A 12,858-nucleotide genomic window follows, 5' to 3' on the forward strand; every position below is an offset into this window, starting at 1 on the left:
CCAAGCGCTGGTCAAGCCTTGTGCGAGACGATACTGCTAAGGCAACAGCGCAAGTCAGCCCAAGGGAAGTCCAGATGACCGAAGACCGCACCAGCCCGTTCCGCGATGCGGATAGCGATCGCAGCACCGCCGAACAGGTGCCGGACACGCCGCAGACGCGCGCACCCGCCTACCGGCTGGCCTTCAACGACCCCGACTTCATGCTGCGCGAGGATTTGCGGCCCGTGCGCCTGCAGCTGGAACTGCTCAAGCCCGAGCTGATCCTGAACGAGCGCGGCATCCGCTCGACCGTGATCCTCTTTGGCGGCGCGCGCATTCCCGAGCCGTCCATGAAAGAGGGCGCGCGAACGCAGACGCTGGCGGATCTGTCGAAATACTATGACGAGGCGCGCGAATTCTCCCGGCTGATGACCGAGAAATCCATGGGGGCCTATGGGCGCGACTATGTCATCGCAACCGGCGGGGGGCCGGGTGTCATGGAGGCGGGCAATCGCGGCGCGGCGGATGCGGGCGGCGCGTCGATCGGCCTCAATATCGTGCTGCCGCACGAGCAGGCGCCGAACGAATATGTCACGCCCGGCCTATGCTTCAACTTCCACTATTTCGCGATCCGCAAGATGCATTTCCTCATGCGGGCGCGTGCGGTCTGCGTCTTTCCCGGCGGCTTTGGCACGCTGGACGAGACGTTCGAGGCGTTGACGCTGATCCAGACAGACCGGATGAAGCGCGTGCCCTTCCTGCTTTTTGGCGAGGAATTCTGGCGCCGTATCATCAACTGGGAGGCGCTGGCCGAGGCCGGCACCATCAGTGACGAGGATCTGGAACTGTTTCAGTTCGTCGAAACTGCCGCAGACGCGGTGGCTATCATCGAGGCATGGGACGAAGCACAAAAAGAGTGCTGAGCCGCGCCCGGATCAGGCAGCGAAATGCGTGGGAATGGTGCAGAGCGGCCCGCCTTTGATAAGCGATGTGACCACGCGGCCTTCGTCCGTATCGCGGATGCCATATCCGTAGCCGCGCAAGCGGTGCTGCCATTCCCGCTCCGAGACGGCCATGCGGCGCTCGCGGGTGACGATGGCGAGGATGTCAGTAATATCGTTACTCATTGTTTCATACCTTGTGACAATAACCTGTGAGATCTCAGTAATCACGCATTGCGGCAACAATCGGAACGGATTGAGGCCGGGCCGAGGTCTTTCCAGGTCACACGAACGCAATAAGCCGCCCGGCGTTATCGCGGGGCGGTGTGGGCAGGCGAATGCCGGATGATGGGCGTCAGGCGACGGGGGGGGTTGGGCCGACTATCAGCTAAAGTGCGGCATTTGCATCACCCCTGCCCCAGCTCGGCCTCGATCTGGGCGCGGGACTTGCGCGCGCGCTCTGTCGCGGATTTCAGCTGGCCGCAGGCAGCCATGATATCCTCGCCACGCGGTGTTCGGATAGGGCTGGCGTAACCGGCCTTGTAGATGATGTCGGCAAAGGCGCGGATGCGGTTATTGCTGCTGCGCTTGTAGGGTGCGCCGGGCCATTCGTTGAATGGGATCAGGTTGATCTTGGCCGGAATTCCCTCGATCAGCTCCACCAGGCGGCGCGCATCCTCGTCACTGTCATTGATGCCATCGAGCATGACATATTCAAAGGTGATGCGCTCGGAATTGCTGACCTTGGGATAGGCTTTCAGCGCCTCGAGCAGCGCTTCGATGTTCCATTTCTTGTTGATCGGCACCAGCTTGTCACGCACCTCGTCCGTCGTGCCGTGAAAGCTGACGGCCAGCTGGCAGCCGATCTCGGCAGCCGTGCGGTGGATTTCCGGCACGATGCCGGAGGTCGACAGCGTGATGCGGCGGCGGCTCAGCTGGATGCCCTCGGGGTCCATCGCGATCTTCATCGCGTCGCGCACATTCTCGAAGTTGTAAAGCGGCTCGCCCATGCCCATCAGCACGATGTTGCTGAGAAGGCGGGTTTCATCCTTGGGCGCGCCCTGCGTGGGCCATTCGCCCAGATCGTCGCGCGCGACCATGATCTGGCCGACGATCTCGCCCGCCGTCAGGTTGCGCACCAGTTTCTGCGTGCCGGTATGGCAGAAAGAGCAGGTCAGCGTGCATCCGACCTGGGACGAGATGCAAAGTGTGCCGCGTCCTTCCTCGGGGATATAGACCACCTCCACCTCGTGCCCGCCCGCGATGCGCACGAGATATTTGCGCGTTCCATCGCTGCTGACCTGGCGGCTGACGACCTCCGGAGTTTGGAGCGTGAACTTTTCCTCCAACTCAACACGATATGCCTTGGCCAAGTTCGTCATCTGCGCAAAATCGCGCACGCCCCACTGATAGACCCATTGCCAGATCTGCCCCGCGCGCATGCGCGCCTGCTTTTCCGGCGTGTCATTGTCGATCAGCGTCTGGCGCAGCGCGTCGCGCGTCATGCCGATCAGGTTCGGCTTGCCCTCCGGCGCCTTGCGCGGAATGGTCACGAGATCCTGTGTGATCGGTGCGGTGCTGGTCATCGGGCGGGCCTCTCATGGGTCGGATATGTCCCCATATAGGATTCGTTGAGCAAAGCCAAAGGGGCTGCGCGCGCAAGTTTACCTGCCGCGCGTCGGCGCAAACGGGCCATGAAATGGTCTAACTGCTGGTGCATGACCGATCCCGGAATTGGCAATAGCGACGGGAGAACGGCATGGGCACGTGGAGCGCGGGAAGCTTTGGCAATGATGCGGCGTTGGATTTTGTCAGTGGCCTGAGCAGTTTCAGCGCGCTGAAGCGGCATCTGCATGAGGCCGCCGAGGATCGCGGCGAAATGGACGCGGACTGCGCCAGCGCGGCACTGGCGGCCTGCGATCTGCTTGCGGCGAGCATCGGGCGCCCCGCAGAGGATATGCCCGATATGCCAGACCTGAAGGGCACGCCCGCCGCCAAGGAGGTGCCCCGCGATCTGCTGCGCCTCGCCCGCAGCCTGGTGACACGGATACGCACAAGCTCGGAACTGGCGGAGCTTTGGGAGGAAGATAGCGACGAATGGCACGAGGCGCTGGACGATCTCAAGGCGCGCCTGACACCGTCCAAGGCCTACCGCACCTCCCCCAAGCCTGCGCCAACCGAGTTACCCGATGATTTCATCGGCTATTGCTATATCTGCTATGGGCAGGTGACCGAACAAAATGGCCTGCGGTTCGAGCATACGATGCACGGCGCCACGTGCGCGTTCTATCCCCACCGCAAATGCATCGAGGATCAGATCCCCGGCCCGCATTGGGCGGCCGATGGCGCGCCGCTGCCCGGGACAAGGGCCAAACTGCTGCGCGACATGGGGGTTGAGGACTAGCGACTGCTGAACGAAAAAAAGGGGGCCTGCCCGGCACGGGCGGCCCCCTCGCAATCATATCGCTCAGCGCGTTATTGGCAGCGCTTTTCGGCCTCTTCCATCGCGGCGGTATAGCCGATCAGTGAGAAGGTGTCCTTGGTCTGCGTGCCGCGGGACGAGCGCGCGGTCAGCACTGCATCGGCTCCGCGCTTGAGCGCGGCGATGATCTTGGCGTCGTCGTCAGCGCTGGCGGGCCATGCCCATTCGTTCTCGGTATAAAGTTCGAAGGTGTCGGTGCCGATCACCAGCTCGACGGTCGAACCCTCGGCGAAGGGGTAACCGCCGGTGAAAGCGACCTGGCCGCGCACACCCGCATCGGGGCGGAAGAACGTCATGAAGAGGATCTCGCCCCGGCGCACGGCAACAACCTGGCCACCGCGCGTGTTGACCGTCTCGGTCGGCGCGGACACGGTCCAGCATTCGCGCGGGGAATCTTCGGTGAAAACGCTCCATGCGGTGTTTGCCGCGACCTGGTTGGTACTTTCGCTCTGAGCCAGGGCCGCGCCGGATGCGAAAAGGGTGGTTGCCGTCATAATCGCCGCGCCCAAGGCGCCGCGCGTCACGTAAGATGCCATTCTTGTGCAGCCTCCAAGCTGTCTTTGAGCCTCAATTGGACCGCGATGGCCAGCCAGCCCTCTTGGCAGGGATTTCCGCTTGGCAATCACGATGTTCTTCTCGACAGTGCAACTTTAGCCCGAAACGTGCCAGAAACGAAAGAATGAATTGGCGGAAACCCGCACATCATTCGCCCCGTACATTCCTCCAAGGAGCCATCCGATGATACGACCCACAACCGCCCCCGTTCCCATGGCCGAAATCTGGCGCGGACCCATCGCCGAGAGCCTGCATCTTGGCCATGCGGTGATCTGCGGGCCGGGCGGCGAAGTGATCGAGGCCTGGGGCGATCCCGATGTCACCGTCTATCCGCGCTCGTCCTGCAAGATGCTGCAGGCGCTGCCCCTGATCGAGAGCGGGGCCGCAGATGCCGCGGGCCTTGGTTCCGAGCATCTGGCGCTGGCCTGTGCATCGCATCAGGGTGCCGCGATCCACACGGACCGCGTGGCGCGGTGGGTGGCAGACCTTGGCCTTGGCGAGGCAGATTTTCGCTGCGGCGCGCATATGCCCAGCGACGAGGCGGCCGCGCATGCACTGATCCGCGCGCATGAGGCGCCATGCCAGCTTCACAACAATTGCTCGGGCAAGCATGCGGGTTTTCTGACGCTGAACCGCCATCTTGACGGGGCGCCGGACTACATCGAGCTGGATCACCCCGTTCAGCGCGCCTGCCTGTCGGCCTTCGAGGAGGTCACAGGCGAGGCCAGCCCCGGCTACGGCATCGACGGCTGCTCGGCGCCAAATTTCCTGACATCTTTGCACGGCATGGGCCGCGCTATGGCGTATTTCGCCACGGCCCGCGAGGGCGCGGATACGCGGCAGACAGCCGCCGCCCGCCTGCGCGATGCGATGATTGCGCATCCCGATCTGGTCGCCGGTGAGGGACGCGCCTGCACCCTTCTGATGCGCGCCTGCACCGAGCCTGTGGCGCTTAAAACCGGCGCCGACGGGTTTTTCATCGCCATCCTACCGCAGCGCGGGCTCGGCGTGGCGCTAAAGATCGCGGATGGTGGCACGCGCGGCGCGGAATGCGCCATTGCCGCGCTTCTGGTGCGCCTCGGCGCGCTGGAGGCCGATCACCCCTCGACCCGGACCTTCATGAACAAGACAGTCACAAACTGGCGCGGATTTGAGACGGGCATGATCAAACCGGCCTCAGCGCTCTTGGTCTGAGTGTCGCCGGGCAAACGGCGTCACACATCCGCAAACTCACTGCGCGCATAACCCTGCAGGAAAAGCAGCGCGGTCAGATCGCCGTGGTTGATGCGCAGATCGCACTGGGCCGCAACGCTGGGCTTGGCATGAAGCGCTACCCCCGCGCCCGCATGTCCCAGCATGCCCAGATCGTTGGCTCCGTCACCCACCGCCATCGCCTCGGACGGGGTGATGCCCAGCCGCGCGGTGATCTGGTCCAGCGCATCCACCTTTGCCTGCCGGCCCAGAATGGGACGCGCAACATCGCCGGTCAGCACGCCATCCTCCATGCCCAGGACATTGGCCCGATGCTCGTCAAAGCCCAGCGCCTTGGCCACCGGACCGGTAAAGTCGGTGAACCCGCCCGATACCAACGCCGTATGCGCACCGTTTTGCCGCATCGTCGCGACCAGCGCTGCGCCGCCCGGCGCATGGGTGATGCGCGCGCGCAGCACCTCGGCGATGACCGCCTCGCGCAGACCTTTGAGCAGCGCCATACGCTCCAGCAGGGCCCCCTCGAAATCCAGCTCGCCATTCATCGCACGCGCGGTGATCTCGCGCACATGATCGCCGACGCCTGCCGCCTCGGCCAGCTCGTCGATGCATTCCTGCTGAATCATCGTGCTGTCCATGTCGGCGATCAGCAGGCGTTTTTGCCGCCCTTCCTCGCGCTGCACCGCCAGATCGACACGCATCTTCTGCAGATCGGCCCAGACTTCCCAGAGGTTTGCAGGCGCGTCGCAAAGGCTGAACTCCGCCGCCTCGTCGGGCGCCAGCCACTCTACCGCCCCGCCCCCCCATGCGTTGCGCAGGTTTTCAGCCAGATGCGGCTCCAGCCCGCCGGGGGGCGCGATGAGGGTGGCGATGAACATGGGCGGCGGCTCCGAAAAGGTAAAATGCGTCGCGAACAGTTCGCGAAACGGCGCTATAGCGTCATTTTATGACTTGCGAAAGGGCGCGCCGCCGCATAGCAACGTCGGTGGGACACCCTTCCCCAACGAAGGGCGCTTATCTGGAAGGATAGCATATGGCTACCGAAGACCTCGCGCGCATTGATGCGCGCAAACCGGGCGTGCGGCCCGCAAATCCGCGCTTCTCCTCCGGCCCCTGCGCAAAACCCCCCGCATTCGCACTTGAAAAGCTGTCAGGCGCCCCTTTGGGCCGCAGCCATCGTGCCGCCGTGGGCAAGGAGCGTTTGAAGGCCGCGATCGACGGCACCCGCGCTGTTCTGAACATTCCCGAAGAGTATCGCATCGGCATCGTGCCCGCCTCGGACACGGGCGCAGTCGAGATGGCGATGTGGACCATGCTGGGCGCGCGCCGCGTCGAGATGCTGGCCTGGGAGAGCTTCGGCGCAGGCTGGGTCACGGATGCCGTGAAGCAGCTGAACCTTGATGCCGAGGTCAAGACCGCCGAGTATGGCGAGATCGTGGACCTTGCCACCGTCGATACCGACAATGACGTCGTCTTCACCTGGAACGGCACCACATCCGGCGTGCGCGTTCCGAATGGCGACTGGATTAAACCGGACCGCGCCGGTCTGACGATCTGCGACGCCACTTCGGCGGCCTTCGCGCAGGATCTGCCTTGGGACCGGCTCGATGTAACCACCTTCAGCTGGCAAAAGGTGCTGGGCGGCGAAGCGGCGCATGGCATGATCGTGCTCAGCCCGCGTGCCGTGGAGCGGCTGGAAAGCTACACCCCTGACCGGCCCCTGCCCAAGATTTTCCGCCTGACCAAGGGTGGCAAGCTGATCGAGGGCATCTTCAAAGGCGAGACGATCAACACGCCCTCCATGCTGGCGGTCGAAGATTACCTTCTGGCGCTCGACTGGGCGCAGGCTGTCGGCGGCCTTCAGGGCCTAATGGACCGCGCCGATGCCAATGCCGGGGTCATTGCCGATTTCGTGGCCGAGAATGACTGGATCGCGAACCTCGCCAAGGACCGTGCGACTCGCTCGAACACGTCCGTGTGTCTCAAGTTCAGCGATCCGGGCATTACAGATGGTGCGGCTTTCGCCAAGGCGGTGGCCAAGCGGCTGGAAGTCGAGGGCGTAGCCTATGACGTGGGCGCCTATCGTGACGCGCCTGCGGGTCTGCGCATCTGGTGCGGCGGCACGGTCGAGACTGCCGACATTCAGGCGCTGATGCCTTGGATCGAGTGGGCCTATCACGTCGAGCGCGCGGCGCTCTGAGCCTTTTCCGGCGGGCCAAATGGCCCGTTCCCTCCCCCCATATTCAAAGGACGCTGAAAATGGCTCCCAAAGTACTCGTTTCCGACAAGCTGAGTGAAACCGCGGTGCAGATCTTTCGCGATCGTGGCATCGACGTGGATTTCCAGCCCGATCTGGGCAAGGACAAGGACAAGCTCGCCGAAGTGATCGGCGACTATGACGGCCTCGCCATCCGCTCGGCCACCAAGGTGACGGAAAAGATCCTCGAGAACGCGCATAAGTTGAAAGTCATCGCGCGTGCCGGGATCGGCACCGACAATATCGACAAGGTCGCCGCCTCCAAGAAAGGCGTGATCGTAATGAACACGCCCTTCGGCAACATGATCACCACGGCCGAGCATGCCATCGCCATGATGTTCGCCGTCGCGCGGCAAATCCCCGAGGCCAGCGCGTCTACCCATGCCGGCAAATGGGAAAAATCCCGCTTCATGGGGACCGAGCTGACGGCCAAGACGCTGGGTGTCATCGGCGCGGGCAATATCGGCGGTATCGTCTGCGACCGCGCGCGCGGGCTCAGGATGAAGGTGATCGCCTATGATCCGTTCCTGAGCGAAGCGAAGGCCGATAAGATGGGTGTTGAGAAGGTCGAACTCGACGATCTGCTGGCGCGCGCGGATTTCATCACGCTGCATGTGCCGCTGACCGATCAGACGCGCAATATCCTCAGCCGTGAGAATCTGGAGAAGACCAAGAAGGGCGTGCGCATCATTAACTGCGCCCGCGGCGGTCTGGTGGACGAAGAAGCCGCCGCCGATCTGCTGAAATCCGGCCATATCGCCGGCGCCGCCTTTGACGTCTTCGCCGAGGAGCCGGCGACAGAAAACCCCCTCTTCGGCCTGCCGAACGTGGTTTGCACGCCTCACTTGGGCGCCGCGACCACCGAGGCGCAGGAAAATGTCGCCCTGCAAGTGGCCGAGCAGATGTCCGACTATCTGCTGACCGGAGCGGTGTCGAACGCGCTCAACATGCCGTCGGTCACCGCCGAGGAGGCCAAGGTCATGGGCCCTTGGATCAAGCTGGCCGGGCATCTGGGCAGCTTCATCGGCCAGATGACGGACGAGCCGATCAAGGCGATCAACATCCTTTATGACGGGGTCGCGTCCAAGATGAACCTCGCCGCGCTCACCTCCGCCTCGGTCGCCGGTATCATGAAGGCCGTGAACCCCGAGGTGAACATGGTCAGTGCGCCCGTGGTGGCCAAGGAGCGCGGCATCAAGATCAGCACGACCCATCAGGACAAGTCCGGCGCGTTCGAGGGCTATATCAAACTGACCGTCGTGACTGACAAGCGCGAGCGCTCGATCGGCGGCACGATCTTCTCGGACGGCAAGCCGCGCTTCATCCAGATCAAGGGGATCAACATCGATGCCGAAATCGGGCGTCACATGCTCTACACCACAAACCGGGACGAGCCGGGAATCATCGGGGCGCTGGGTAACACGATGGGCGGCAGCGGCGTCAACATCGCCAACTTCACCCTCGGGCGCAGCAATGCGGGCGGCGAGGCGATTGCGCTGCTTTACGTTGATGCCCTGGTGCCCGACGATGTGATCGAGAAACTGCACCAGACCGGCTATTTTCAGCAGATAAAACCGCTGGAATTCGACGTCGATTAAGCTTTGAGGCCCGGCGCCCGCTCTTCGCGGCGCCGGGCGTCTACCGCTCGCTGCACACGCGAGGATCTTTCCAGTCTCAGGCCCGTGAAGCTCTGCCGATACAACCCATCAGCCGCGCGCGCCGGTGTTTGTTTGCCCATATCGCATCTCATTTACCAGGATCGCACCATTTGCGAGATGTCGTCTTAATTTCGCCTCGATTCACCGTAGGGTTGTAGTTGAACAAGCGTCGGATCAAGGCGCGTCCGATTGCAGAAGTTGAGGAAAAAAACATGAAAATTCTGGCGGTAGATGATGATCCAATCATTCTTGAACTTCTCAGCCAGTTCGTTGCCGCGTCGGGGATTCACAAGCTGATCACCGCGGCGTCGGGCAGTGAAGCACTGGAGATCATTCAACGTGTCGGCCTGCGCCAGTTCGACTGCTTCTTGCTCGATATTCAGATGCCCGGCATGGACGGAATAGAGTTGACCCGCGCGATACGCGCGCTGCCCCGATATGCCGAAGCGCCGATCCTGATGCTGACGGCCATGTCCGACAAACGCTATGTTGATGCAGCCTTCGCAGCGGGCGCCATGGATTATGTCACGAAACCCTTCGAGATGCAGGAACTGACAGGCCGCCTGACCTTGGTCGAGCGGCTGGTTGAGTCGCGCAAGACACGCACCAACCGGATTTTCGGGCCAAAGCCCGTCGAGGCCGAGGCTCTGATGCTGGAGCCGCCGCAGGACCTCCTGCTGCACGAGCCTGTCGCGATCTTCGATGTGGAAAACGTCATCGATTACCTCGCGATGGAAAATTACGTGGCGCAACTGTCGCGCAGCTCGCTCTTCGGCTCGACGACCTTTGCATTCTCGATCCGCCAGATAGAGCAGCTTCATGCGCGGCTGAGCGCATTCGAATTCTACAGCCTCATCACGGATGTAGCTGAAGTCATCTCCGACACCCTGACAGGCCATCAGTTCCTGATGTCCTACGCCGGAAACGGCACCTTCGTCTGTGTGACGGAAGGCGGCTGGCGCCCCGATACCGTCAAGTTGATGGACGCCGTGAATCTGTCGCTGTCGCGCACCGAGCTTTACGACAATTCAGGCAAGCGGATTCAGGCCAGGGTCAGTGCAGGCGAGGCCATTAGGCTGATATGGCAGTCCCAGGCGACGATCATGGGATCCATCGCCACCGCCCATGCCAGTGCCGAAGCGGCAAGCGTCGCGCATGAGGCAGCCCGCAATGACTTTTGGCTGACCGAACAGCGCGCATGAAGGATCTGGCAACAGACCTGCCCGGCTTTGTCGCGTTGCGCGCCAAATTTCTGGCCATGCTGCAGGAGCGACAGGGCAACCTTGCCGGTCTCGCGCTGGATGCCTGGAATACGCGCTCGGGTGCGGAGAAGGTCGAGAAGCTGGACGAGGCCGCCCGGCTACTTCACAAGATGTCCGGCAGCGCGGGGTCCTTCGGATTTCCGGAACTCGGCAAGGCCGCAGCTCGCTGCGAAGCCTTGATCTGCGCGCATCTCGAAGAGGATGATGTTCTGAAAACCCCCTGCCCTGCCGAAATCATCTCTGCTGCGGATGCGTTCGTCTCGCTCTGCGGGACATGCTGTGACCCTCACTGAGAGGTTCCGGAAGGCTCCGATCAAACGCATAGCCCGCGTCAGCCCTTGAACCGAGCGCACTCCACATACGCCAAACCGCAAAGGCATCGCCCTTGCGGTCATTTTGTACGTGGTGATCAGACGGTGACCGGGATGGATCCCGCAGCGATGCAGCAGACCCGGCAATAAAGTCAGGCACTCAGCCTCAACCGGTGCTTTTCGAGAACGTCCTTGATCTGGTCGCCCAGCGACATCGGATCGAAAGGCTTGCTGATGACCGAGGCCGCACCGCAAGCATGGAGTTTCTCGATCTCGGCATGTTGTGCGCGGGCCGTCATGAAGATGGCCGGGACATGCGGAATGTTCGAGGTCTCGCGGATCTTCTCCAGTGCTTCGCATCCGGTCATGCCTGGCATCATCATGTCCAGCAGCAGCACATCGGGTTGAAACGCCTCAATCTGTCTCAGGCCCTCCTCGCCGGAGGCGCATTGCAGCACATCGAACTCACCGGAAATCGACAGGGCCAGATCGGCAATTTCCCGAATGTCCGCGTCATCCTCTAAATGCAGAACCTTGATCATACGTACCTCTCTGGTGAACTGGTCTGAACCTGCGTGAACTGGCTGACATGTGCAGCCTGCGCGCTGCGCGGCAGGGTAAAATAGAATTCTGTCCCCATCCCTTCACGCGTCTGGAATCCGATGGTGCCGCCAAGGCTGTCGACGATTGCCTTGCAGATGCTGAGCCCAAGACCGGTGCCGCCCTTGGCCGCCCTGTCGGAATTGGTCATGTCGGCAAACCGCTGAAAAATCTTGTGCTGATCACTGGCTGGGATTCCTGCGCCTTCATCCTGAACCGAGACACGGACATGATCGCCGTTATCCTGCACGTTCACGAACACCCGGCCGTTCTCATTCGAGAATTTGCAGGCATTGGACAGAAGGTCGGTCAGGATCTGGATGAAGCGGTTTGGGTCGGTCTGCATGAAAAGCGGGATATCCGTGCCGCTGACCTCAATGGTCACGTTGGACAGCTTGTGCATCATGGCCGTCGCATTGCGGGTTTCATTCACAAGTTCCGACAGGTCCACGTCCTGGATCTCCATCGGCATTTCGCCGTTCGAGATTTTCTCGAGGTCCAGGATATCGTTGATGATCAGGATCAGACGGTCTGAATTGCGATGCGCGATCTCCAACAGATCCCGCGCGTTCTGGGGAAGCGTGATCGCTTTGCTGGACAGCAGCAACCGCAACGCACCCTTGATCGAGGTCAGCGGCGAGCGGAGCTCATGGCTGACCGTCGAGACGAATTCGGATTTCCTGCGGTCCTGCTCGACCATGTCTGAGATATCGGACAGCAGGATCAGGAAGAAATCGCTGCCTTTCGCATCATTGACCAGCTTGACGCTGACATGAAGCGGAATGCCTTTATGGATGATCTCGAACCGCGTCGCGGTGTCCGCGCTGCTTTTCAGCGATCGGCAGGCCAGGGCGATGGGTTCGAAATCACTGTGGCGACTGACACTGTCCAATGTTCTGTTCTGCGCGTCGTCACCGGACCAACCCAGCCGCTGGCGCGCAGCGTGATTGGTATAGCTGAATTTCCAGTCCGAAGAATTGACGATCCAGATGTCATCGCGCAACTCGTTCAGCAGCTCCATCGTCTCCTGTTCGGCAAGCAGCTGCTTGACGCCAGTTGTATCGGTGCGCACCGAGATCGAGCCAGTCGACTCTCCCTTGACGTCCAACAGCGGCAGGATGGTGGTCTGGGTGTAGATCGTGTGACCGTCCGCATGTTGCAGCGGCGTCTCGCCGTGCCATGGCTGACCGGTCTTCAAGCGCTCGCGAATGCGGATGGCGAGCGCCTCGTCCGACTTGGGGTAAAGGGTGCTGACGGGCTTGCCCAGCAACGCCTCGCGGGAATGGCCGGTAAGGGCCGTCATCAGATCATTCACGCTGGACAGGTTACCGTCCCGATCGACCGTGCTGACCACTGAATGGGCATCTAGCGCGCGCAGTCGTTGCTGCATGGGGGCCGCCAATTTGCGCATCTGTCGCCTGTGCCACACACTGAAAACGGTGAGCGGAACAATGGCGGCAATTATCACGGCGCCGATGGTGCCAACCATGATGGCGGATGAAGGTTGAAAACTGCTGACCGCAATCGCGTACCACAGAAATGCGAGGCACATAGCGCTCAGGATGATCAGCAAGCCCTGAATTTTGAGACTAATCGAAAACACG

13 protein-coding genes are annotated in these 12,858 nt (G+C 61.9%); 7 read left to right on the forward strand and 6 right to left on the reverse strand.

From position 1 onward, the window contains the following. Positions 1-74 precede the first annotated feature (74 nt). Positions 75-902 (forward strand): LOG family protein, encoded by an 828-nt coding sequence (locus ACEWPM_RS14915; RefSeq protein WP_393962840.1) that lies wholly within the window; start codon positions 75-77, stop codon positions 900-902. Positions 903-914: 12 nt separating this feature from the next. Here ACEWPM_RS14915 and ACEWPM_RS14920 read toward each other — a convergent pair whose 3' ends face one another. Together ACEWPM_RS14920 and rlmN are read right to left on the reverse strand one after the other, a co-directional pair. Next, entirely contained in the window at positions 915-1,106 is a 192-nt protein-coding gene (locus ACEWPM_RS14920; RefSeq protein WP_393962841.1) for a hypothetical protein, read from the reverse strand. A 221-nt stretch (positions 1,107-1,327) separates the two neighbouring features. After that, positions 1,328-2,506: a dual-specificity RNA methyltransferase RlmN gene (gene rlmN / locus ACEWPM_RS14925; RefSeq protein WP_393962842.1), complete on the reverse strand. Its 1,179-nt coding sequence runs from the start codon at positions 2,504-2,506 to the stop codon at positions 1,328-1,330. Between the two features lie 173 nt (positions 2,507-2,679). Here rlmN and ACEWPM_RS14930 point away from each other — a divergent pair, with 173 nt between their 5' ends. Then, positions 2,680-3,324, forward strand: a complete 645-nt coding sequence (locus ACEWPM_RS14930) for a DUF4259 domain-containing protein (RefSeq protein WP_393962843.1) — start codon at positions 2,680-2,682, stop codon at positions 3,322-3,324. Between the two features lie 71 nt (positions 3,325-3,395). Here ACEWPM_RS14930 and ACEWPM_RS14935 read toward each other — a convergent pair whose 3' ends face one another. Continuing rightward, a complete protein-coding gene (locus ACEWPM_RS14935; RefSeq protein ID WP_393928973.1) occupies positions 3,396-3,896 on the reverse strand; it encodes an invasion associated locus B family protein in 501 nt (166 codons plus the stop codon). A gap of 244 nt (positions 3,897-4,140) precedes the next feature. Here ACEWPM_RS14935 and ACEWPM_RS14940 point away from each other — a divergent pair, with 244 nt between their 5' ends. Then, positions 4,141-5,151, forward strand: a complete 1,011-nt coding sequence (locus ACEWPM_RS14940; RefSeq protein WP_393962844.1) for an asparaginase — start codon at positions 4,141-4,143, stop codon at positions 5,149-5,151. A gap of 20 nt (positions 5,152-5,171) precedes the next feature. Here the strand turns inward: ACEWPM_RS14940 and serB are convergent, their stop codons facing one another. Continuing rightward, positions 5,172-6,044 carry a phosphoserine phosphatase SerB gene (gene serB, locus ACEWPM_RS14945; protein WP_393962845.1) on the reverse strand — a complete coding sequence of 291 codons (873 nt, stop codon included), beginning with the start codon at positions 6,042-6,044 and terminating at the stop codon, positions 5,172-5,174. A gap of 155 nt (positions 6,045-6,199) precedes the next feature. Here serB and ACEWPM_RS14950 point away from each other — a divergent pair, with 155 nt between their 5' ends. From ACEWPM_RS14950 to ACEWPM_RS14965, 4 genes are all read left to right on the forward strand, one after another. Then, a complete protein-coding gene (locus ACEWPM_RS14950) occupies positions 6,200-7,366 on the forward strand; it encodes a phosphoserine transaminase (protein WP_393962847.1) in 1,167 nt (388 codons plus the stop codon). Between the two features lie 59 nt (positions 7,367-7,425). Next, positions 7,426-9,021, forward strand: coding sequence for a phosphoglycerate dehydrogenase (serA, locus tag ACEWPM_RS14955; RefSeq protein WP_393962848.1), 1,596 nt, complete (start codon positions 7,426-7,428; stop codon positions 9,019-9,021). Between the two features lie 272 nt (positions 9,022-9,293). Next, a complete protein-coding gene (locus ACEWPM_RS14960; RefSeq protein WP_393962849.1) occupies positions 9,294-10,283 on the forward strand; it encodes a response regulator in 990 nt (329 codons plus the stop codon). Then, complete coding sequence (locus ACEWPM_RS14965; RefSeq protein ID WP_393962850.1) at positions 10,280-10,636, forward strand: Hpt domain-containing protein; 357 nt, start codon at positions 10,280-10,282, stop codon at positions 10,634-10,636. Before ACEWPM_RS14960 ends, ACEWPM_RS14965 begins: the two co-directional genes overlap by 4 nt. Before the next feature lie 170 nt (positions 10,637-10,806). Here ACEWPM_RS14965 and ACEWPM_RS14970 read toward each other — a convergent pair whose 3' ends face one another. Beyond that, positions 10,807-11,196: a response regulator gene (locus tag ACEWPM_RS14970; RefSeq protein WP_393962851.1), complete on the reverse strand. Its 390-nt coding sequence runs from the start codon at positions 11,194-11,196 to the stop codon at positions 10,807-10,809. Next, entirely contained in the window at positions 11,193-12,644 is a 1,452-nt protein-coding gene (locus ACEWPM_RS14975; RefSeq protein WP_393962852.1) for a PAS domain-containing sensor histidine kinase, read from the reverse strand. Before ACEWPM_RS14975 ends, ACEWPM_RS14970 begins: the two co-directional genes overlap by 4 nt. Positions 12,645-12,858: the final 214 nt, after the last annotated feature.

The sequence above is a fragment of the Roseovarius maritimus genome, assembly GCF_043355895.2.
Lineage (GTDB): Bacteria > Pseudomonadota > Alphaproteobacteria > Rhodobacterales > Rhodobacteraceae > Roseovarius > Roseovarius maritimus.